The organism is Pseudogracilibacillus auburnensis, from assembly GCF_003201975.1.
GTDB lineage: Bacteria > Bacillota > Bacilli > Bacillales > Amphibacillaceae > Pseudogracilibacillus > Pseudogracilibacillus auburnensis.
Genome location: NZ_QJJQ01000005.1, coordinates 223,222 through 246,718, shown reverse-complemented (window position 1 = coordinate 246,718; position 23,497 = coordinate 223,222). Strand labels below are relative to the sequence as shown.

The following is a 23,497-nucleotide window of genomic DNA, read 5'->3' as shown; positions in this document are numbered from 1 at the left end:
CCATCAGTCCCTTTATATTATTCTTCTTCGTGGTCATCATGTCCATGGTCATCATCTTCATCGTGGTCATGGTCTCCATGGTCGTGATCGTGATCTCCATGATCTCCATGATCGTGATGATCGTGATCCATCATATCTTCGTTCATTTTCCATTCATGATTTGCTAAGGCAGCTGCATCTAAAATTTCGCCTTTTCCTTCTTCTTCAATATAAGTTTCAGCATCCTCTAGATTTTCAAACGAAATAACGCCATATGCCATTGGAGTAGCAATGTCTTCATCATAGACGAAGGTTGCATTCTTTACTTGAATCCAGTTTTTTGTATGGAAATCACGTACAAATTCTGCTCCAATATCATCTTCACCGTTCTCTGCCTTCCATTCATATAAACAACCTAAGTCATCAAACATTAATGACCTTTCATTTTGTAAGACAATTTGTGTTGCATGCTCATTATCCAAGATTGCCATGCCACATACTTCACAAACATCTGTCTCTTCATCAACGTCTTTTGGCTCATATGCTAGTACTTCTGTTTCCGCTGCATCCTCTGTTTGTACGTCATCGCTTTCATCTGTTGTATCATTTGTTGGTTTATCATCCCCACCACAAGCAGCTAATAATAAAGTTAATGCAGCAAAAACAACTACTAATAAATTAAATTTCTTCATCGCTTTTTTACCCCCATAAAAATAATGATTAAACTAATAAAAAATAAAGAAAAACTAAATAGAAACAGGAGCATTTGATGATCAGTATGTGAAATCTCATTATGTAACGGACTTTTAAGTAATGGTGATTGATCAATCAATCGCTCTTCAATTGGTGTATGTAATAATTGCTCGAGAAATATCATTCCAGGTGACTGAAATAATAATTGAAAAGGTGGGTACTCATTCGTAACAATCAAGTAAAATGGATGTACTTCATATGTTAGATCACTAACATTATCGCCAGTTAAATCAAATCCGAAATGATCTCCCCAATAGTTTTCATTTGTTATATTATTTGAACTATCTTCTGCTTGACCTTGGACAACATTCGCAGTAAAAGAATTATGGTGAATTACATTACTTTTTGCTCCTTTAAATTGCAAACCAATATAATTACTCTGTACATTATTCATTGATATGTCATTATGACTTGCCGATTCAACAAAAATGCCAACCCGATTATTCGATATGTCGTTATTTGTTATAGTTGCATCTTCAACATCAAATAACAATAAACCTAATGATTGAACATTTTTTTGGTTGTGTTTCAATGAATTATGATTTGCATTTGTGCCATTTGTCCCCATAATCATCATGCCACTGACATTTTCATAAGATTCATTATGTTCAATTGTTGTATTTTTCGTAAACATAAGATGATACCCATACCGAGAATGTGAAGCATCATTATGATGTACACTTGTTTCATTACTATGTTCGATATAAATAGCGTCTTTTACATGCTTGATATATGTGTGATGAATTTCATTATGATGTGATTTCCATAAGTCAATTCCATGTTGACGTTTACTAAGTGGAGTATCCTCGTTTCCTGTAATTGTAATGTGTGACAATTCATTGTTATCCGCTTGATCTAATTTGATTCCGTACCCATTCGTCGTTATTTCAAGATTTTTTAACACATTGTTATTTCCGTTCAATAATATAGCTGCTGAATCTTCATAATCTGTTTTGTTATGGATCTTTATCCGTTCTATCACTACATCATTTGCCTGAACTGAAATCATCGGCTCTGAAGTCTGTTGAATGAAGGTGACACCATCATTTCCAATCAGCTTGATCGCTTTATCGATGACAATATTTTCTTCATATTGCCCATCTGTTAAGATAATGGTATCTCCAATAGTTGCTTCATCGATTTGTTGCTGGATAGACTTCTCAGCTAGCGTATGGGTTGGAATACTAATGAAAAGTAATACACTGAATAATAATGAAGTAATAATCCTTTTCATGAAAATGCCCCCCTTCTCGAACGAATTACTACCTTACACTTTTTAGCCTAGCATAGAAAAACACTTTCCTTATGACTCGTTAGGGCTATAACAACGTCATAATTCGTAACATTCTGTGTCGTTCTGGTGAACTTTGTTTTGGTTTAACAAAATAATACAAAATAGATCCAAATACATGATTATCCTTATAAATCTAGAAAAAATTGCAAGAGTAAATCGGGTATTATAGACTGTATATAATTCAGTGAGTAGGTAAAAGGGATTAATGGATAAGTGCGTGTTCAAAAAGGCCGATAAAAGAGATTAAATGGGGGAAACAAGATGATTTTCTTAAAACCAAAATGTTATATGTGCAAGCGTAAGTCGAAAGAGTTTCAGCGCTACATACTACCTTCGGGAAGACAAGTGAAGTTTTGTTTACTTTGTTCAGAGTATGCAGAACGAAGAGCATATCGAAAGGCATAAAAGGAAATCAAAAAAGCGACAGACGAAATGCTGTCGCTTAAATCATGTATTTTATTGTACTTCTACTTCATATTCAGCATGTTCATGTAGATCTTCGTCATCTTCTACATGGATTTGAATGTGATATGTCCCCGTTTCTTCAAAGGAATAGTTAGCAACATATTCACCAGCATTATTCTCTTCAGCATCTACCCAATCCGTGTTATCTTTATCTTGCCAAATTTCATAACGCACATTTGCATCTTTTAACCCATCTTCATCCATCGTAATATGTGTCATCAACTCTGTTTCTTCTCCCGCTGTTACATTTTCCGGTTCCATGAAATGTAAATCAAAGCCTTCAGTATGGAAACCGTGCCCGTGGTCTCCATGGTCATGATCCTCATGATCATTATTTCCACCCTCGCCAACAGTTAATTCTTTTTTAGGCATGGTGTGTAAGTCATGTGCCGTAGTATGTGCATACATTTCAAATACACCATCGTGTTCAAATGTATAATCTATTGTGTATGTTCCGTCCTCATGGTTTTCTGCTTCTATCTTATCACTTTCATCTTGTTTTCCTGTTTCCCACACTTCAAATTGAACCTCATCTGCATCTGTTACAGGTTCATCACCATATGTAACAAGCGCTTTTAATTCAACCGTTTCTCCAACATCCGCTGTTTCTGGTACAATAAATTCAACATCTAGAGAAACTAATTCATCCACACTGTCACCTTTTTCATCTCCGCAAGCAACTAATAATGCCGTAATAAATACAAGTAATAACATAAACAATCCTTTACGCAAAACAATCATCCTCCTGTATAGTGTAAAACTTCTCTACCAATTTATAATCAAAAGGGTGGAAAATCATTTCTGAATTCATTCATCCCACTTTGTCTTGATCAACCCAATGCTTTTAAGTGTACTCATAAATAAAGAGTCTTTTTCACTTTGAAAAGCTTTTTTCGTACAATCATCATGAGCTTGATAACTCAACTCTTCCGCTTCTTCCAACTTACCTTCTTGCAAAAAGTTTGTAGCATCCGCTTGTTCAAAGCAAGAAGGTGCAATATATGTTTCAGACGTATGCTCCAAAATGACCCGCGCATCGTTCGGTGGCGTGGTTTCTTTTGGAATGATTAAACTGATCAAACATAAAAAGACAAAACCAACAATCATAAAAAGTATTACTTTTTTAATATGGAACACCCTCTATCTTTTCCGCCATATAAACATGAACATTCGCCACATCTCGTGTAAGATCCGCCATATAAAGGTGAACATTCGCCATCTATCACGCAAGAATCGCCATATAAAGGTGAACATTCGCCATATATCGCGTAAGAATCGCCATATAATCTCGAATATGCGCCATCTATCACGTAAGAATCGCCATATAACCTCGAACATTCGCCATATATCGCGTAAGAATCGCCATATAACCGTGAATATGCGCCACATCTCGTATAAGACCCGCCATATAATATAGCGTAAATGATATGTTGACTATACTTAGCACATTATCTTAATAAAAATTCCTATAGTAAATCATTATCTTGAAGTTTTTTAAGATCCTCTATAACTTTATCGATATTTTCACTTTTTGTTCCGTCATACCCTTTGACTACTTCACCTTCAGGACTAACTAAAAAGAAACGAATATCGTGAGTAACTTGATCTGATCCGTATTCTGGCTCTTTTAATAAGGCACGAAATGATTTTATGGACAATTCTTTCACTGTTTTAACGTCATATCCTGTTAAAAAACTCCACGTATCAAAATTTGCTTCATACTGTTCTCCGTACTCTTTTAAAATTTCGGGAGTATCAAAATCTGGGTCTACACTAAATGAAACAAACTCGATGGACAAATCATTCTTTTCAAGTTCCTTTTGTAGTTGAGCCATATTGTGTGTCATCGGCAAACATACCGTTTCACAGTTCGTGAAAATAAAATCGGCAATCCACCATTCACCATGTAAATCTTCTAGACTAAGAGTTTCATTATCTTGGGTCGTGAATGAAAAATCAGCAATTTTTTCTGACATATCTGTCTCAATTGGTAAATCATTGCAGGCAGTAAGGATGAATAAAACCCCTATCATTCCAATCCAAATATGCCACTTCCTCATTTACTCCCTCCTTGTCTATTTGTGACAGCAACCATTTTTGCCCGTCATTTTATTAAAAACAGTTTCCATTGCTTCGTCGAATGGATAGACATTGCCACCAAATCCTTTTACAAATTTTTGTGCATGGTCTTGCCATTCAAAGGAAAGGACTTGTGGTTGACAACAACCCATATCAATTGTAGTATCCATCACAAAAGACGCTAGTTGGGCACTAATAGTTGTTTGTCTAAAAAAGTCATAACAAATTGCTTGGATCACTTCATCTCCAAGTTGTTGGTGTCTCAATAATCCACAGTGTGCACAACAAGCGATTTCGATTTTATTATTTGGTAAGATAAGTCGATAAGCCATTTTTTCGTTGATCGTTCGACTACAGTAAATACATGTATCATTTGGTTCCATTGGTTTGGATTCGGCTAATGAGATTCCACCAAACGTTTTAACGATAAGTCCCTCCTCAACGAGGGGTTTCAAATCGCGATGAATGGTCATTTCAGACACATTTAGCTCACTACTTAATTCCGCTATTTTTATATTTTTCTTTTCTTGAATTAGCTCTTTAATACGGTTTAAACGTTCTACCGGTAACATATACAAGTCCCTCCTCACTCAAATTGTTCGAAAACAACAACTTAAATCACATTTTAACATAGGCTAACAAAAAAATCTCAACGTTTCAATGAACAGTATGTGACAAGTATGTGACAGCAATTGGAAATCTTGTGTTTGCACAGATTCATTTGATAGATCAAATAGTAATTGGAGAAAATTAGATTTGAAAATTGTATAAAGACATGGTACAATTTTTATTGTTACCATTGAATAATTATTAATTTAATTGTATATATATGTAAAGGTTTTAGGAGTTGAAAGAAGTGCAAGAGGGAAAATCATATACTATAGGAAATTATTTGAAGTTTATTATTCCTTCCTTATTAGGAATTTTTCTATTAATGATTCCAATTTCGGTGAATGGGGAAGTTACGTTAGTTGTAGCTATTTGGGCTGATTTTATTGATACATTTTTTGGAGCTGCTATGCCGACAGTAGCGGGTATCATTATTGGTCTTTCTTTTTTTGTTGCTCTTTTTACGAAGTGGCAACAGCCGTATGTTATTTTAAGAAGCGATACATTGCGTTCATTATTTGATGTTGGGCCAATCGCTCTTTTTACGAGAGGGCTAGCGACAATATTTGTTGTCATGTCACTATTTCATATAGGGCCTGAATGGATATGGTCAGATGCCACAGGGGGAAATATATTATTTGGATTGCTTACGACTTTGGTGGCAATTTTTTTCTTTGCAGGCTATGTGTTACCCCTATTACTTGATTTTGGCTTATTAGAATTTTTCGGTACGATAATGAAAAAGGTAATGCGGCCTGTTTTTACGTTACCAGGTCGGTCATCGATAGATAGTCTCGTCTCTTGGTTAGGGGATGGAACAATCGGTGTGATGTTAACGAATAAGCAATATGAAGAAGGGTATTATACAAAACGCGAAGCAGCTGTGATCGGTACAACATTCTCGCTCGTTTCCATTGATTTTACGATCGTTATCTTATTGGAATTAAATTTAGAGCATATGTTTTTACCGTATTATGGAACGATTATCGTTGCTGGACTTGCTGCAGCGTTAATTATGCCACGTATTCCTCCTTTATCAAGGAAAGCAAATACATTTTATGAAAAAGCGGAAGCTCATGAAGAAGAAGTTATTCCGAAAAATATCTCTTTATTTAAATGGGGAATACATCAGGCAGCAGAGAGGGCAAAAAATATGGAAAGCTTTTTACCTGTTGTAAAAGGTGGGAGCCGGAATGTTCTTACCATGTGGTTTGAAGTTATTCCAGTCGTAATGGCCATTGGTACGGTTGCTACTATTATTGCGGAGTATACACCGATATTCTCATGGCTTGGGGCGCCGTTTATTCCTTTACTAAATCTACTGCAAATTCCAGAGGCGACAGAAGCTGCGCAAACAGTCGTTGTTGGTTTTGCTGATATGTTTTTACCAGCAATTTTAGGTAGTGGAATTGAAAGCGAAATGACTCGTTTTGTCATTGCATGTCTTTCGGTTACACAGTTAATTTATATGTCAGAAGTCGGTGCATTGTTGTTAGGTTCAAAGCTACCGATCAATATGAAGGATTTAATTATTATTTTTATTTTACGGACATTAATCACCTTACCAATTATTGCGTTGATTGCGCATATTATATTTTAGAAGACGAGGCTGGGACAAAAGTGTTTTCACCAAAGAAAAACCCGAACAATGGTAGCTGCATATAACCCGCTCTGGAAATATACTACGCTTTCACCACAGGGCATAAGAGCGACATCTGTTCAACCTGCGCTATCGCTTGTTTTCACAGTGTCTCCTTTACCGCGGCGGCTGGTGAGCCTCCTCGTGCTAGTGCACTGTGGGGTCTCACCGATGCCTTTCCTTCCGCAGGAGTCTACGTATATTTCCTCCGCTAAGGTGATACATTGTTCGTCTTTAGGTTTGGTCGTTTTGGTTATTTCCCAGCTTCTTTTTTTCTTTTTAATTTAATTCTTATATCTCAACTTTCGCACCAATAAAATAAGTTCAAACAGTTTGCTTGGAATGATATCCTTGACAACCTCGGTATAATAAACTGAATTTGGCTGATAGGATGTCTACCGGAAGTCCGCAGTCCAAATATACCTTCGCTTGCCGTGGGCGGCTGTTGAGCTCCCTTCGTGCTAACGGACTACGTGATCTCGCCTAAGCCTTCCTCTCACAGACGTCTTGATGGATTTGGACTGCTCCGAATGATAAATATGATTTGGCCCTCTAATTTATGTTTCTAGTATATCTCCAAACGAGTCTGGGTGAGCGCAGTGCGGGCGACTCCTGAGGAAAAGCAACGGCTGAAGATCCCAGAAGAAGTGATTTTCTTCTGAGGTAGCTGAAGCGTTGCCCGCGGAAAGCGTCCGCACAGAGCGAGCCCAGACGGATATCAGCTTAAACTTAAGAGCAAATGAATCATCCAAAGTCAACTTGACCACTGTATCTTCAGTCCATTTAATTCTACCAAGACTTTCTTGTTCATTTCACTATGCGGAAGTTGAGTTATATAAATGGTGAAAATCGTTTGACAAACTTATGATCAAGGATTATAATATTCTTAATATTTAAAATAAAATAACAAATACAAAAGAAAAACACTTTTTTAAATATTAGAAGTTCACCCCCTTCTATTATGAATTTAAAAATACCTAGTTTTTCTGAAAGTATAAGGTTATTTCCTGATGCCTTTTTACATTCAGAAAGAAGCTAGGTATTTTTTTGTCGATAAGAAAGGACAAACAATCCTTTCTTACTGCATAAGCGCAACTAAGGCATTTGCAGTAAAAGTTTGGCGAATACCAAGTTTTCTAAGATTGAAAAAATGCAAAAGTTCAACTTTAAGTTATCAAATAAACAATCGACTACCTTTTTTGATGGAGATTAAGGAATTTACTAACGGATTTTATAGTTATCAATTCCACTTTAAAGTGCTAAGATTTAGTAAATTTCAATCAAGGGAGCTGTTTAAGTTGGATATAAAAAATTTTAGAAATTGTTTAGGGCATTTTGCAACGGGGGTAACGATTATCACGAGTGAAACAGAAGCGGAAACACATGGATTTACCGCGAATTCATTTACTTCTGTTTCACTGGATCCTATGCTCGTGTTGGTTTCAGTTGACCGGAAAACAAAAGCATTAAATGTGTTAAAGGATAATAATTTTATTGTTAATATCTTGAAAGAAGACCAACAAGACGCTGCCATGCATTTCGCTGGGAGAACGATGGAGAAGATGCCGTTTCAATGGGAAGCAGGAATTTTAGGTAACAGAATTAAAGATTCACTTGCCTATATAGAATGCGAGCCATGGAGGTCTTATGATGGAGGGGATCATGTTCTATTTTTAGGAGAAGTTAAAAATTTTGAGTATTCAGGGGGAAATCCATTGGCATATTATTGTGGCAAGTTTTCTGAAGTTCTCACTAAGTAACAAAAGGAAGGGAGGAACTTTTTTGAAGGCAGATCAATTAGTTCTTGATGACTTGATCGAATTTGATAAAAACAATGAAATAACATTTAACAATAAAAGAATGTCCTTAGTTCCAGTTGAGGCATTAGGTCTAATGAGACGAGATCTGATTAATACGCTTGGGATGGAGAGAGCGAAAGGTTTTCTCATGCGCTATGGTTGGGCTTGTGGAATGAGAGATGGGGAAACAATAGCCTCGATGTACCAATGGGATAATTTAAAAGAATTAATGTTAGCTGGACCTGTTTTGCATACATTACTTGGCGTTGTAACAGCAGTGCCTGATCATATTGAAATGAACGAAGACTATTTATATTTTTCCGGGACTTGGGAAAATTCCTATGAAGCAGTAGAACATGTGGAACATTATGGGTTTAGTAAAGATAATGGATGTTGGACACTAATCGGGTATGCAAGTGGTTATTTGACAAAAACATTTGGTAAAGATGTGTTAGCATATGAAACGCAATGTGTCGGTCGTGGGGATGAAACATGTCGATTTGTGGCAAAATCATTAGATGTTTATGACCGGCAAGCGAGTAAAATGATGAAGTACTATAAAGCAGAATCAATCGCTACAGAACTTGACCGCGCACAGAAAGAACTTCACATGATTAATCAAAATATTATTGAATCGGATAAGGTTCATCAACAATTAACAAATTTACTCGTTGAAGATAAGGAGCTACTTGAAACGATCCAGTTTGTTGCAGGATTAATAAATAAAAGTATTGTCATTGATTATTATAACAAAGTAATTGAAAGCGCTTTTATTACGAAAGAAGATAGGATTAGCTATCAAAATTGGGCAGATAAATTCATTTATACAGAAGAGCAACAAAAGGATATTCGGGTATTTCCAATCCGTGCGAATAATGTAAATTTAGGACGGCTTGTCGTTATTAGTGAAAAAAAGATAACCAATCGAGATGAGTTAATTATAAACCGTGCGTTAGGTATTTTTACGGTGCAAATGTATCATCAATGGAAAATCACGCAGTCTTTATGGAAAAAGAAAGAAAATTTTTTCGAGGAAATGTTACACAATCATGATAAAGAGCTATTCGAGAAATTTTCTCACTTATTTAATTTCCATCCAAATGGGATAAATAGAATTTTAGCAATCAAAGTCATGCCAGAAGCAAAACGAAAAGAAGTGATGCATTTTTTTAAGCATCATCCACTACTAGAAAATATCGATTATTTTTATAATAAAAACAATGTAATGATGATCTTAACAGAAAGTATTGCCAAAAGCCCTCATCCATTTGTGCAACAGATTTTGGCTGAATTAAAAAAAGAGTTTCATTCAGCTAAATTTTATTTAGGAATTGGAAGAAGCGCTGATGATTTGCGTTCCTTGAGAGAAAGCTATCAAGATGCAGGCTCAATAAGTGAGTTTGTGTTACTTACAAACCCAACAGGTAATCACATTTCTTTTTATGAAGAGATGGAGCCAATCATGATGCTTTTAAAAGGAACGGACCAATATGAGTTAATAGAGTTTTATAAGAAAACGATTGGCGCGATTATAAAGTATGATCTTACAAATGATACAGATTATTTAATCACCCTTAAAACATATCTCGATTTTAATGGGAATTTGCAGCAAACCGCGGATGAACTCCATCTTTCCATTGCAGGTCTTCGTTATCGTATGGAACGAATTGAAGGGTTTTGTGAAATTGATTTGAAAACTGGTGGAGGGCGTTTTAAATGTCAACTTGCTATCCAAATATATTTTGCTTCACAAATTAAAAAAAGACCTATCCACCATACAACCACAAAAACATAAAGTAACGGAAGTTTTCTCAATATATTTTTGCAGTTACAAATTTTCTGATTACATTGCATAATAAAACTAGCATTGTAAGCGCTTAAATTAAAACGGAGGAGGATTTATATTGGGCAATCAAACTGAAAGACTACCATTGACTGGAAAGGAATATTTAGAGAGCTTAAAGGATAATCGAGAAATATGGATTAATGGCGAAAAGGTAAAAGATGTTACAACCCATCCTGCTTTTCGAAATGCTGCAAGATCTATCGCAAGGATGTATGACGCATTACATGATGAGAAGACGAAAGGTATTTTAACAACGGAAACAGACACTGGAAATAATGGATTTACACAGAAGTTTTTCAAGTTCGACAAAACGAAAGAAGATTTGATCGAAACGAGAGATGCTATTGCTGAATGGGCTAAGTTAACATACGGCCAAATGGGGAGGTCACCTGATTATAAAGCAGCATTTCTGGCAACTTTAGGGGCAAACCCTGATTATTATGCGCCTTATGAAGAGAATGCAAGATTTTGGTATAAGGAGGCGCAAGAGAGAAACTGGTATTTTAACCATGCGATCATCAATCCACCAGTAGATAGAAATAAGCCGTTGGAAGCAGTTAAAGATGTCTTTGTTCGTGCGGAAGAAGAAACAGATGAAGGGATTATTGTAAGTGGAGCAAAAATGGTTGCCACAGGGTCAGCCTTAACGAATTACAATTTCGTTGCTCATTATGGCGCTGTTCCAGTTGGATCAGAAGATATGGCTTTAGTATTTGTTGCACCAATGGATAGTCCGGGAGTGAAGCTCATTTGTCGTCAGTCCTATGAAATGCAAGCTTCTGTTATGGGGAGTCCGTTCGATTATCCGTTAAGTAGTCGTTTTGACGAGAATGATGCAGTGCTCGTCTTCGATAAAGTGCTCATCCCTTGGGAAAATATCCTTATTTACAAGGATGTTGAAAAGGCGAATACGTTTTTTCCTGAGAGTGGATTTTTACATCGATTTACATTCCATGGTGTGACAAGACTATCGGTAAAGCTTGATTTTGTTGTTGGGTTATTAATGAAAGCAGTTCAAACGAATGGCACAGATCAATTCCGTGGTGTGCAGGCAAATGTAGGAGAGGTTATCGCGTGGCGTAATATGTTTTGGGCGCTAAGTGATTCCATGGCGTTAAATCCCGATCTAGGGCCAAATGATACACTACTACCTAATTTAAACTCTGGGTTATCTTATCGTGTGTTTATGTCAGAAGGTTGGCCACAAATTAAAGGGATTATTCAAAATGTTGTTGCAGGTAATTTAATAGTGCAACCTTCAAGTGCATCAGATTTTAAACACCCTGAATTAAGGCCATTACTCGACAGACTATATCGTGGTTCTAACGGGATTACTGCCCATGACAAAATTAAACTAATTAAATTGCTTTGGGAAGTAGTAGGATCGGAGTTTGCAGGACGTCATGAGTTATATGAGCGCAATTATTCTGGTAATCATGAAAATATTCGACTTGAAAATCTAGTCGTTGCCAATGAGTCTGGGGCAGCTGACCAATATGTTGCATTTGCTGAGCAATGTATGGCTGACTATGATATTGATGGTTGGGTAAATGACACGTGGGTTAATCCAGATGATGTAAATTACTTTAAAAAGCAAACGGTATAGACATAGGTTGAGGTGAGCGTGGGATGAAAATATATGAAGATAATGAACTTAAATTAATGTCATCGATTGTTACAATCGGCGCTTTTGATGGTCTTCATCGAGGACATCTAGCGTTAATAGAGCGAACTGTAACATGTGCTAAACAACGAGGGGTTCCATCCGTTGTTTACACATTTGACCCTCCACCCCGATCCTTTTTACAGCAAAAGCAAATATTAATGAGTGTTTCCGAGAAGGTGGAATTAGTAAAGAAGTATGGGGTAGACCATATTGTTATTGCAAACTTTGATCAAATGTATGCTGCCAAAACCCCACTTGATTTTATTCATGAAATAAAGCTTCTTCACCCCCAACAAATTAACGTTGGGCCGAATTTTACATTTGGTAAAGGAAAGCAAGGAGATGTAAATGTACTTGCCGATCATTTTAATGTTTATGTCCAACCTTTCGTTGTGTGTGAAGATGGGGAAATTATTTCATCTACAAGAATAAGAGGATTAATGGAAAAAAATGAACTAGAGCAAGTGAAAAATCTATTAGGGAGACCAAGCCTAGAGAAAATAAAAATATAGGAGGAGTACAAGTGAGTAAAAAAGTAGTTCAAACAAATGCTAGAGTAGAAGAGGTTTATAACTTATTCGTAAAACATATGAAGTCGTTTTTAGAAGAGGCCGACTTAAACCATGAAGAGTACACAAATTTTGTCATGTGGGCGGATCGTCTAGGGAGGGAAGGAGAGCTGCCTTTATTTGCAGATGTATTCTTTGAAAGTCATGTTTTAAGAGCAATGTATACAGACAAGCCTGGTACACAGCCATCATTATTGGGGCCGTACTTTATTGAAGGATCGCCGTTAATTGAAAGTCAAGCAGGAAAACCGATAGAACTAACACAGCGACCTGATGAAGCTGGAGAGCTATTTTACTTTAAAGGTAATGTAAGTAATGTAGATGGTGAGCCACTTGAAAATGCGAAAGTTGAAATGTGGCAAAATGATGCATCTGGTAAATATTCTGCTTTTGATTCAGATGCACCGAGATACAATTTAAGGGGTCATTTTTATACAGATGAGAACGGAGATTTTGAAGTAAAAACAATTGTCCCTCTTCCATACTCCATTCCAGATCAAGGCCCGACTGGTGAGTTTTTAGACTATATGGGGCAACACCCAATGCGACCAGCCCATCTTCATTTTAAATTTGATGCAGAAGGACATGAAACACTGATTACCCAAGTCTTTTTTGAAGGGGACGAATGGCTTGAATCAGATGTAGCAGATGGGGTTCGTTTAGACTTATTAACGACATTAGAAGATAAGGGAACCCATAAAGAGTCTTCACTAAATTTCGTTATGCGAAAAGAGTAATAGGTGAGGGTGTCTTAAAAAGATGATGTTGAAAAGTAGCAGATGATTTATTCATAATATCATCTCTACTTTTCATTCTTTTTAAGACATTCTTTCTCCATTTTTGCCTCCTTTCATTCCCCTTCCTTTATCAAAATGGCGCTTCTTTCCTTTGCACATAGGATCATTATCTTGTTTTATATGATTGCGATTAGACTGAAGATATTATACTATTTATCTAATAGTCGTAAATAATGATACATTCGAGTCAATTTCATAAATGCTCATTCCAGAAATAAATACGAACATTTATATGTAAAGTTACATTATTGATCGTATTTGTAATATAAACTTCGAGGATTGGAACGGCAGGCGGACGACTCCTGTGAGAGGAAAGGCCTAGATGAGACCCCGTGCCCCGGCAAGGGGTATGCCGACGTTGCCCGCAAAGGGCGGTTTTAGTTGGCCTTCCTTTAAGTTAGCCTGAGGAGGCTCGTCAGCCGCTCGCGGAAAGCGTCCGCCAAGAGTGGAAATCAACTCCACCAAGTTTATTGTTCGGATTTAAATGTGATTATTGAATGATGAAATTGATTCATTAGGTTGTTCATTCTTTTTCCTAGGAAAGAATGTTATTTAATCAAAGAAGGAGGGGGAAGGAAAGTGAAAGAAGAAATGGATACAATAATAGTGACAGCGTATGCAAAAGCGCCCCAAAACACATCGATGTATGAAGTATATAAGCATATAGGAGTAGTTCTGGAGATAGATAGAAAAAGTAGGGAAATAGTTAATGCGGAGTTTACTTTAATAACAAACCTTGCAAGAGACTACTTTAAAAGATTATCTGTCGGGTATAATATGGATCATGGTGTTGATGGTCTTTTAAAAAAGATAGAAAACAGTTATTTTGCTCCTTCAACAAATAGTTTTAATGTAGCACTTAAGTCGGCATTTAGGAGATATGAAGAAAGAGCTTTACAACATCTGAACGAAAAAAATAGGTAAAAAAATCTATTTGACAAAATGAAAGTAAGGTATTATGATAAATTTACATTAAAAATACTAAGAAAAACATAATTTTAAATTCTTAGAGGATAAACAACTTCTATTTTAATTTAAAATACTCAGTTTTTCTGAAAGTGGTAGGCTTCTTTTGCCTTTCCACCTCAGAATGCTGGGTATTTTTTGTTTTTATCTAAGAGGAGGTAGGTTATTAAAAAGTAACATGACTATTAACGAACCAATTACTAAAATACAGGAGGATATGGAATATGAAAAACAAATTAACATTTATTGCAAGTATTTTAACAATGATTTTACTCTTAGTAGGTTGTTCAACTGGTAATGAGTCGGAAGATGGTGACAATGGAGAGAAAGAAAAAGGGAGAAAAGATAAGATAGTAATTAAGTTTTCTCACGTTGGGACTCCAGCTAGTATAAAAGGAATGGCAGCTGACAAATTTGCAGAATTAGTGGATGAAAAAACAGATGGAGCAGTTGAAGTGGAAGTTTTTCCATCAAGTCAACTGTATGGTGACAATGATGAATTAGATGCTTTAATTTCTGGAAATGTTCAAATGATCAATCCATCTGTGTCAAAACTAGTGAAACTTGATCAACGTTGGCAGTTTGCTGATCTCCCGTATATATTTGAAGATTCGGATCACGTTCATCGCTTCTTTGAAAGCGATTTAGCAAAAGAATTGTTAGAAAGTGAACAATTAACAAATAGTGGAATCCTTGGACTTACATTTTGGGAAAATGGCTTTAAAAACTTTTCTAATGACAAACATGTAATGACAACACCTGAGGATTTTAAAGGCATGAAGTTCCGTGCGCAAGCTGGTAATGTTTTAGAGGCACAATTTAAAATGTTGTCAGCTGGTAATACAACCGTTCCATGGGGAGAAACATATTCTGCATTACAACAAGGTGTAGCCGATGGTGCAGAAGCTACTGCGAACATGATGGATACGGCAAGTTTCCATGAAGTGCAAGATCATTTAACGTTAAGTGAACATGGACGCGTAGATTATGCTGTACTAGTGAATAAAGAGTTTTGGGAAGGAATTCCGGACGATTTACGTGGGAAAGTGCATGAAGCATTAATAGAAGCAACAGAATACGAGTGGGGTATTGCCAAAGAATTCAATGACGAGAGTTTAGAAAACTTAAAAAATGGTGGAATGGAAGTAACAGAGCTTAGTGAAGATGAAAAGAGCAAGATTAAAGAGGCACTTCAACCTGTATATGATCAGTTCAGAGATAAAATTACACCAGAACTAATTGATGGAATAAGTGAGCTTTCTAAGTAAGAAGATCAATCAAGTTAATTCCTCTATTAATCTATCGTTTGATTCCACTTATTCAGGAACGAATGATTTATTGACTTGATCTGCGAGGGGTTAGTAAAAAGCTAACCTCCAAAATAAGTCGACTAAGGTTCTTATGGAGCTAAAATCCATACTGAACCAAGTCTCCTTATTTTTATGAATAGAGAGGAGAAGGAAAAGGTGAAAAATCTAAATAAATATTGGACTCTTTTAGAGGATATTCTCACTGGGGTCTTTTTTGTTAGTGGATTAGGATTAATTTTTTATGGAGTATTGATGAGATATGTATTTAATAATCCTAAACCATGGGTTGAAGAGATCTCCATGTATTCCGTTATTTGGGGAATTCTATTTGGGCTTTCAGTAGCTTTACGAAACGATCATCATATTGCAATTGATTTACTATATGATGTGTTATCACCAAAGTTAAAGCGATTAATGAATATATTTGCGAATTTAGTAGGTATTTTATTTTGTATATTTTTTATTTATTATAGTTTCAATTTAGTTAGTTCAACTCATAAGACTGGCATGGTTTCTTTGACAGTTGGTATACCGATGTGGATTATCTATGTAATACTTCCTATATCAGGAACACTTTTTCTCATTCGGTTTATTGAGCGATTTATTCAAACGGTGAGGAAGGTGGATAACTATGATCATTCTTCTATTTAGTCTTTTTTTCATCTTGCTGTTTTTACGTATACCAATTGGAATTAGTTTAGCTGTATCGAGCAGTATCGTGTTGGTCATGAGTGGATTTAATTTATCGATGTTACCTCAAAAAATGTTTACTGCAATGGAAAGTTTTCCACTTATGGCTATTCCAGGATTTGTACTTGCAGGAGTAATATTAGCAAGAGGAGGACTTACCAAATATTTAATCAATGCTTTAAAAGCTTGGATTGGACATCTTCCCGGGGGTTTAGCGATTGTAACTGTGCTAACATGTATGATCTTTGCTGCTATTTCGGGATCTAGTCCAGCTACAGCGGCTGCAGTTGGGGCCATAATGATTCCAGCTATGATCGAAAATGGCTATGATAAACGTTATGCAATGGGAATAGTAGCTGCATCGGGTACATTAGGTATGTTAATCCCGCCTAGTATCGTCCTAATCATGTTTGGGATTATTGCTGAGATATCGATTGGAAAATTATTTATCGCTGGAGTAATTCCAGGTATTTTTCTTACAGGAGTTTTATTAACTTCCGCGATTTTTTATGCGCGTAAAAATAATTATAAATCTGATACGAAGGCTAGTTGGGAAGAACGAAAAAAGCATACAGCTAAAGCTATATGGGGCATTTTACTTCCCATCATTATTATGGGAAGTATTTATACAGGAATTGCTACACCGACAGAATCTTCTATTATTGCTGTTGTTTATGGAATCATCGTTTCTGCCTTTGTCTATAAGGAGCTTCATTTTAAAGATGCGCGAACCATTATTGTGGAGTCCATAAATGTTACTTCTATGATATTCCTGATCATTGGTGGAGCTAGTTTGTTAGGTTTATTTTTAACCAATGAACAAGTACCTTTAATGGTTGGAAATTGGCTAGAAAGTATCAATCTTAATAAGTGGGCATTCTTCGCTTTAACAGGTGTTCTATTTTTGGTGTTAGGTGTATTTCTAGAATCGGTTTCCATCATTTTGATTACTTTACCAATTTTATTACCAATGGTTTATTACTTTGGCATTGATCCATTTCATTTTGCCATTGTGATGACAATTAATTTAGAAATCGGGATGATTACTCCGCCAGTGGGTCTTAACCTATTCGTCGTGTCTGGTATTACGAAGGAAAAGCTAGGTGAGGTAGTTCGTGGTGTTATTCCATTTATTCTATTACTAGTTCTGGCTTTGGTGGTTATTATTGTATTCCCATCCATATCCCTATGGTTAACAGAATATATGAAATAAACATTTATGAGGAGGAATAGAAATGAGTAATGTAACAATTAAAAAGATTCATACAGAGCTACTAGACATACCAATTAAACGTCCGCATCAGTTTTCAACAGAAAAAGTTTCGTCTAAAAGTTTTGTCTTTATTCGTATTGAGTTAAGTAATGGCATTGTCGGTATTGGAGAAGGTACGACTCCAGGGATTTGGTGGAATGGGGAAAGTGTCGAAACAATGAAGCTTGTCATAGATAAGTATGTTATTCCGCTCCTTCTAAATGAAGACCCAAGCTATATAGAAAAGTTGCTTAAAACAGTGGATCGTCAAATACGTGTAAACCCTTTTGCAAAAGCGACAGTTGAAATGGCATTATTTGATGCCCTAGGAAAATTGTACAATGTACCTGTTCACCAACTACTTGGAAGTTTATATCAAGATAAGATTCCCGTCCGTTGGGCATTAGCTTCTGGTACGGTCGATGGTGATGTTCAAGAAGCAAAAAAGTACGTTTCGTCAAATGAATATGTGAATTTTAAAACGAAATCAGGAAAAGAAATCCCAGAAGAGGATGCGAAACGAAATCTTCAAATTGCAGAAGGAATGAAAGGAGTATCAACAATTGGAATTGATCCAAATGGTTCTTGGGATCGGATTACAACAATAAAATGGATGGATCAATTCTTTGAAGCTGGAATCGACTTTTTAGAACAACCGCTATCTCCTCGTGATATCGAAGGAGCGGCAATGCTCGTTGATATGAAAAAAGTCCCTGTGATGGCTGATGAAAGTCTAGCGACCGTTCAAGATGCCTTTTTACTCGCGAAAGAAAAAGCGGCAAATATTTTTTCGTTAAAAATCCATAAATCCGGTGGGATGAAAAATACAATAAAAATTGCTGGTATTGCAGAAGCGGCAGGCATTTCATGTTTTGGAGGCACGTCACTTGAAAGTTCAATTGGAACAGCAGCTTGTTTGCATGCCCTTGCTTCTGTTCCAAATTTAGATTACGGCAGTGAATTATTCGGGCCAACATGGCTAGCTGATGATCCGGTAAAAGAACCGCTATATTTTAAAGATGGATTTATCCATGTGCCTAATAAACCAGGTCTTGGTGTGGAATTAGATGAAGAGAAAGTTGCTAAATACCGTCGGAAAGAACAAGGAGAAGTGATTGTATGAGACATTTAGCTGCTCCGGAACTATCATTTTTATGTGATATGGAATTAACAGTCGAAGGCGCTCATTTACCAGGGAAAACTCCAATTGGTAATAGAAGAATCATTCGAGTGACAGGTGGTAAGCTCCGTGGTGAGAAATTAAATGCAGATGTTATTCCAGGTGGTGATGATTGGATCACTGTTCGTGAAGATGGAACTATTATTCAAGACGTACGTATTCTTTTAAAAACAGATGATGATGCACTTATTTTAATGACTTATCGAGGGATACGTACAGGAACTAGAGAGGTGTTAACACGTTTAGACCAAGGGGAAGAAGTGGATCCAGCAGAATATTATTTTAGAACGGCACCGATCTTTGAAACTTCATCAGAAAAATACGATTGGTTAAACAAAAGAATATTTGTTTCAAAAGGAATTCGACTTCCTCAAGGAGTTAATTATTCCATATATACGGTCGAATAATATAGGGAGGTAAGAAAAACAAGTGGAACAATATATTACAGTAAAAAAAGGTCGCACTTTTCTTGTTTATGATACACCTGGGGAATTAGGGACGATCATTGCTGTACATGGATTAACGGGTAATCATAAACAGTTTTATCATTATCAAAAAGCATTTACCGGGAAATATCGCTTTATTAGTTATGATGTACGTGGTCGAGGGAATAGCGATCAAACTTCTAAAGATACTTCTATTTATACACATGCAGACGATTTGATTGAACTTATTGAAGAGCTTGGAATAAAACGGCCGATTTTAATGGGTTATTCCATGGGAGCTTATATAAGTGCGATCGTGGCAAGTCGTTTATCAGATGTAGAAGCGTTAATTTTACTTGATGGTGCGGGTGAAGCGGATGATATGACTAGGCAGCTCGTTTTACCATCATTAAATCGCCTGAAAAAAGTCTTTCCATCTGTACAAGAGTATGTGCATGAAGTGAAAGGTTTGTATACAAATTTACGAGTAAATTGGAATGAAACAATAGAAGAAATTGTAAAATACGATATGAAGAAGATTGATAGTGGATGGAGACATAAATCGGAATCATCTTTTATTAGGCAGGACTTTGAAACATTTTATACATTTAAACAAGAAGAAACATGTTCTAAAATTAAGGCTACTACTTTGTTATTTATTGCCACTGGTAAAATTGGTGATAAAGCCCCGTTATTTCAAGGAGCAGGTTACACAAAAACGAGAGAATCGATCCAAAAAATCGAAACAAAGTATACAGATGTAAACCATTATGAACTTGTTTTTAATAAACAGCCTGCGATTGTGCAGCAAATAGAAGAGTTCTTAGTAAAACAAGGGGTGAAATAATGGGCATTACAAAAGAAATTGATAGTCGAAAAGTAATGGAACGTATTCAAACTGGTGATGTTTTGATGGTTGGTGGTTTTGGTCTAATAGGAAGTCCACTCACATTAATTGATGCTTTAACAAAACATGATGCCTCAGAATTAACGATTATTAGCAATAATGTTGGAGAAGCTGGGGAAGGTCTCGGACTATTATTAAGACAAGGGAAAATTAAAAAAGCAATTGGTTCATATTTTACGAGTAATCGAGAAGCGGTTCAATACTATAATGAAGGAAAATTAGAGATTGAATTATTACCCCAAGGTACTTTATCTGAAGCAATTCGTGCTGGTGGGGCAGGACTAGGCGGATTTTATACGAAAACTGCTGTCGGGACAGAACTTGCCAAAGGGAAAGAAACAAAAGCAATTGATGGGGAAACATATTTACTTGAAAAGGCATTAAAAGCGGATGTTGCACTCGTTCGTGCGCAAAAAGCTGATACAAAAGGTAATCTTGTTTACTATAAAACAGCCCGAAATTTTAATCCAAACATGGCAACTGCCGCAAAATATGTGATTGCAGAAGTAGATGAAATTGTCGAGGTAGGAGAACTGTCAGCAGAGGAAATTGTTACTCCCCATTTATATGTAGATGCAATTGTGAAAAGTGGACTCATTCTTACAAAGGAAGGGGTAGTGGAGCGTGAAAATAAAAGAAATGATTGCAAAGCGCACAGCTGAAGAGCTTACTTCTCAGTCCATTATTAATTTAGGGATAGGGATTCCAACGCTTGTTGCTAATTATTTAGATGAAGAAAATTACTATTTGCATACTGAAAATGGTCTTTTAGGTGTCACCTCAGTTGAGGAGGCAGATGTTGACCCACTACTTGTAAATGCAGGAAAACTTCCAGTCGGTGAAGCGGTTGGAGCATCTTATTTTCATAGTGCTGATTCATTTGCAATGATACGTGGGGGCCATGTTGATGTAGCGATATTAGGTGCTCTTCAAGTCGATGAAAAAGGAACTGTTGCAAATTGGGCTGTTCCTGGAAAGGGCATCATCGGTGTCGGCGGTGCAATGGACTTACTTACAGGTGCTAATCAAATTATAATAACGATGGGACATGTGTCTAAGGATGGTTCACCAAAGTTTGTCGATACATGTACGTTTCCGATCACTTCCACGCGAAAAGCCGATATCATTGTTACAGATTTGGCCGTTTTTAAATGGAAGGATCATGGTTATGAACTGGTCGAACTGATGGGGGAAGCAACTTTAGAAGAAGTAGAGAAGAATACAACAGCCACATATAGAGTTAGCGAAGTTTTATTACGAAAGGAGAAAAATCGATGAATGAGGTTGTGATAGTCGATGCTGTTCGAACTCCAATTGGACGTTATCGTGGAGCCTTAAAAGATGTTCGTCCAGATGATTTGGGTGCAATCGTTATTAAAGCGTTAATGGAGCGAAATGCTACAGTTCCAGCTGATCAAATTGATGATGTTATTTTCGGGAATGCGAACGGTGCAGGTGAAGAGAATCGCAATGTGGCACGCATGTCGCTATTGCTTGCCGGCTTACCTGAGTCTGTTAGCGGCACAACAATTAACCGTCTCTGCGGGTCAGGCCTTGATGCAATCAGTATGGGGGCACGTTCCATACTAGCAGGGGAAGAAGAAATTATTATTGCAGGTGGAACAGAAAGCATGACTCGAGCCCCCTTCGTAATGAAAAAACCTGATGCTGCATTTCCACGTGGGAACATGGAAATGTTTGATACGACAATTGGGTGGCGTTTTATCAATCCGAAGTTACATGAGATGTATGGTACAGATTCCATGCCGGAAACAGCAGAAAATGTGGCTGACCGTTTGAATATTTCTCGCCAAAGTCAAGATGAGTTTGCAGTCCTTAGTCAAGAAAAAGCGCGAATGGCGATGGAAACGAATCGTTTTCAAGAAGAAATTGTTCCAGTTCATATACAAGACCGAAAAGGAAATGAAATCGTTATGGATCAAGATGAACATCCGCGCCCAGGAACAACATTGGATAAATTAAGTAATTTAAGGCCATTATTTTCGGGAGGTACAGTAACGGCTGGGAATGCTTCTGGAGTAAATGACGGTGCATCTGCTGTTTTACTAATGAGTGCTAAACGTGCGAAAGAACTCGGTGTAAAGCCTTTAGCGAAATTCATTTCTTCTGCTGCGGCCGGTGTAGAACCTGCTGTGATGGGTCTTGGTCCAATTTATTCCACTCAAAAACTTCTGTTGAGAACTGGACTCTCAATAGAAGATTTTGATCTTATCGAGTTAAATGAGGCTTTTGCTTCACAATCAATCGCATGTATTGATCAATTAGGATTAAATATCGACAAAGTAAATGTCAATGGTGGTGCAATTGCTTTAGGGCATCCATTAGGTGCAAGTGGCGCAAGAATTTTAACCACTCTTGTTCACGAAATGAAAAAACGAGGGGTTAGATGTGGATTAGCAACAATGTGTATTGGTGTTGGTCAAGGAATTTCAGTAGCAATTGAAAACATAGAATAAAACAAAAGGCTGTGACATAAGGTTTCAGTCTTAAAAAAAAAATCCGAACGATGATTCAAATTTCTTCAATAAATATTTAGATCAGTTCGGATTTTTTATTTATCTGTTATTAAAAACGTGTTGCCAATTGTCTATAAACTCCGACGCTACTTCGATACTACACAGTTTATTTCAACGATGGATAAAATTTAACTGCTGTAAAAGTAATATTCTAAGCTTTCTACCCTATAATCATTCTGGAACGTTTCGTTATTGCCACACTCAGTTTCATTAATGTATATCAATTCGACGTGGTTCTTGTTCTTTCTGTTTTGGAATTTCAATGAACAAGACACCATGTTTATTTTCCGCTTTTATATTAGCGGGATTGGTATTATTCGGTAACGTGAAAGAACGATAAAATGAACCATAGCTTTGTTCAACAACATGCATTTTATTCTCTTCCTTTTCGGTTTTTGTTTCTCGCTTACGCTCCCCTTTAATCGTTAACATATTACCGTCTAACTCTATAGCAATATCTTTCGGATCAACTCCTGGAATCTCTACTTCCACTAAATAATGCCCTTTCTTCTCCTCAATATTGCATTTAGGAGTAAAGGATGATGCTTCGTTCCAAAAAGACGTACTTGGTAAAAATGAATCATTTAAAAGTCGCGAAAACATCCCATCCATTTCATTTCTAAAACGGTGGATTGGATGCTCATTAGGGTTCCATGGTTTCATTGAGTGCATGATACATTCTCCTTTTTATAGTATTCATCAGTATTTTGCCGCTATTTTTGCTTATTAAACATA

23 protein-coding genes are annotated in these 23,497 nt (G+C 36.6%); 16 read left to right on the top strand and 7 right to left on the bottom strand.

Annotation, left to right across the window (positions count from 1 at the left end; translation table 11 throughout):
- Positions 1–17: 17 nt before the first annotated feature.
- From DFR56_RS09320 to DFR56_RS09295, 6 genes are all read right to left on the bottom strand, one after another.
- A complete protein-coding gene (locus tag DFR56_RS09320; protein WP_110395157.1) occupies positions 18–671 on the bottom strand; it encodes a nitrous oxide reductase accessory protein NosL in 654 nt (217 codons plus the stop codon).
- Positions 668–1,966, bottom strand: coding sequence for a right-handed parallel beta-helix repeat-containing protein (locus DFR56_RS09315; protein ID WP_110395156.1), 1,299 nt, complete (start codon positions 1,964–1,966; stop codon positions 668–670). The genes DFR56_RS09320 and DFR56_RS09315 overlap by 4 nt, the downstream gene beginning before the upstream one ends.
- 516 nt (positions 1,967–2,482) lie before the next feature.
- The gene (locus DFR56_RS09310; protein ID WP_242694559.1) at positions 2,483–3,232 is read right to left on the bottom strand and encodes a FixH family protein; all 750 of its coding nucleotides are present in this window, start codon (positions 3,230–3,232) and stop codon (positions 2,483–2,485) included.
- 66 nt (positions 3,233–3,298) lie between these two features.
- Positions 3,299–3,628, bottom strand: a complete 330-nt coding sequence (locus DFR56_RS09305; protein WP_211320621.1) for a hypothetical protein — start codon at positions 3,626–3,628, stop codon at positions 3,299–3,301.
- A gap of 329 nt (positions 3,629–3,957) precedes the next feature.
- The gene (locus DFR56_RS09300) at positions 3,958–4,551 is read right to left on the bottom strand and encodes an SCO family protein (protein WP_110395153.1); all 594 of its coding nucleotides are present in this window, start codon (positions 4,549–4,551) and stop codon (positions 3,958–3,960) included.
- Positions 4,552–4,566: 15 nt separating this feature from the next.
- On the bottom strand, positions 4,567–5,142 hold the full coding sequence (locus tag DFR56_RS09295; RefSeq protein ID WP_110395152.1) for a DeoR family transcriptional regulator: 576 nt from the start codon (positions 5,140–5,142) through the stop codon (positions 4,567–4,569).
- A gap of 275 nt (positions 5,143–5,417) precedes the next feature.
- Here DFR56_RS09295 and DFR56_RS09290 point away from each other — a divergent pair, with 275 nt between their 5' ends.
- The 16 genes from DFR56_RS09290 (at position 5,418) to DFR56_RS09215 (ending at position 22,702) form a co-directional block, all read left to right on the top strand.
- Complete coding sequence (locus tag DFR56_RS09290) at positions 5,418–6,779, top strand: YjiH family protein (RefSeq protein WP_242694558.1); 1,362 nt, start codon at positions 5,418–5,420, stop codon at positions 6,777–6,779.
- 1,337 nt (positions 6,780–8,116) lie between these two features.
- Positions 8,117–8,578, top strand: coding sequence for a flavin reductase family protein (locus DFR56_RS09285; RefSeq protein WP_110395180.1), 462 nt, complete (start codon positions 8,117–8,119; stop codon positions 8,576–8,578).
- A gap of 22 nt (positions 8,579–8,600) precedes the next feature.
- Entirely contained in the window at positions 8,601–10,412 is a 1,812-nt protein-coding gene (locus DFR56_RS09280) for a XylR N-terminal domain-containing protein (RefSeq protein WP_110395151.1), read from the top strand.
- A 106-nt stretch (positions 10,413–10,518) separates the two neighbouring features.
- The gene (locus DFR56_RS09275) at positions 10,519–12,069 is read left to right on the top strand and encodes a 4-hydroxyphenylacetate 3-hydroxylase N-terminal domain-containing protein (protein WP_110395150.1); all 1,551 of its coding nucleotides are present in this window, start codon (positions 10,519–10,521) and stop codon (positions 12,067–12,069) included.
- Positions 12,070–12,092: 23 nt separating this feature from the next.
- On the top strand, positions 12,093–12,641 hold the full coding sequence (locus tag DFR56_RS09270) for an FAD synthetase family protein (RefSeq protein WP_110395149.1): 549 nt from the start codon (positions 12,093–12,095) through the stop codon (positions 12,639–12,641).
- An 11-nt stretch (positions 12,642–12,652) separates the two neighbouring features.
- Positions 12,653–13,435 (top strand): dioxygenase family protein, encoded by a 783-nt coding sequence (locus DFR56_RS09265; RefSeq protein ID WP_110395148.1) that lies wholly within the window; start codon positions 12,653–12,655, stop codon positions 13,433–13,435.
- A 639-nt stretch (positions 13,436–14,074) separates the two neighbouring features.
- Complete coding sequence (locus DFR56_RS09260) at positions 14,075–14,419, top strand: DUF3870 domain-containing protein (protein WP_244916467.1); 345 nt, start codon at positions 14,075–14,077, stop codon at positions 14,417–14,419.
- Between the two features lie 266 nt (positions 14,420–14,685).
- The gene (locus DFR56_RS09255; protein ID WP_110395147.1) at positions 14,686–15,729 is read left to right on the top strand and encodes a DctP family TRAP transporter solute-binding subunit; all 1,044 of its coding nucleotides are present in this window, start codon (positions 14,686–14,688) and stop codon (positions 15,727–15,729) included.
- 198 nt (positions 15,730–15,927) lie between these two features.
- Positions 15,928–16,422: a TRAP transporter small permease gene (locus tag DFR56_RS09250; RefSeq protein WP_110395146.1), complete on the top strand. Its 495-nt coding sequence runs from the start codon at positions 15,928–15,930 to the stop codon at positions 16,420–16,422.
- Positions 16,403–17,674: a TRAP transporter large permease gene (locus tag DFR56_RS09245; RefSeq protein ID WP_110395145.1), complete on the top strand. Its 1,272-nt coding sequence runs from the start codon at positions 16,403–16,405 to the stop codon at positions 17,672–17,674. Before DFR56_RS09250 ends, DFR56_RS09245 begins: the two co-directional genes overlap by 20 nt.
- A 22-nt stretch (positions 17,675–17,696) precedes the next feature.
- A complete protein-coding gene (locus DFR56_RS09240) occupies positions 17,697–18,836 on the top strand; it encodes a muconate/chloromuconate family cycloisomerase (protein ID WP_110395144.1) in 1,140 nt (379 codons plus the stop codon).
- Positions 18,833–19,300: a DUF3237 domain-containing protein gene (locus DFR56_RS09235; RefSeq protein WP_110395143.1), complete on the top strand. Its 468-nt coding sequence runs from the start codon at positions 18,833–18,835 to the stop codon at positions 19,298–19,300. Before DFR56_RS09240 ends, DFR56_RS09235 begins: the two co-directional genes overlap by 4 nt.
- Before the next feature lie 22 nt (positions 19,301–19,322).
- Positions 19,323–20,165 carry an alpha/beta fold hydrolase gene (locus DFR56_RS09230; protein WP_110395142.1) on the top strand — a complete coding sequence of 281 codons (843 nt, stop codon included), beginning with the start codon at positions 19,323–19,325 and terminating at the stop codon, positions 20,163–20,165.
- On the top strand, positions 20,165–20,887 hold the full coding sequence (locus DFR56_RS09225; RefSeq protein ID WP_110395141.1) for a CoA transferase subunit A: 723 nt from the start codon (positions 20,165–20,167) through the stop codon (positions 20,885–20,887). Before DFR56_RS09230 ends, DFR56_RS09225 begins: the two co-directional genes overlap by 1 nt.
- Entirely contained in the window at positions 20,850–21,503 is a 654-nt protein-coding gene (locus DFR56_RS09220; protein WP_110395140.1) for a 3-oxoacid CoA-transferase subunit B, read from the top strand. The genes DFR56_RS09225 and DFR56_RS09220 overlap by 38 nt, the downstream gene beginning before the upstream one ends.
- The gene (locus DFR56_RS09215; RefSeq protein WP_110395139.1) at positions 21,500–22,702 is read left to right on the top strand and encodes a 3-oxoadipyl-CoA thiolase; all 1,203 of its coding nucleotides are present in this window, start codon (positions 21,500–21,502) and stop codon (positions 22,700–22,702) included. Before DFR56_RS09220 ends, DFR56_RS09215 begins: the two co-directional genes overlap by 4 nt.
- A 270-nt stretch (positions 22,703–22,972) precedes the next feature.
- Here the strand turns inward: DFR56_RS09215 and DFR56_RS09210 are convergent, their stop codons facing one another.
- Positions 22,973–23,434, bottom strand: a complete 462-nt coding sequence (locus DFR56_RS09210) for an Hsp20/alpha crystallin family protein (protein WP_110395138.1) — start codon at positions 23,432–23,434, stop codon at positions 22,973–22,975.
- Between the last annotated feature and the right edge of the window lie 63 nt (positions 23,435–23,497).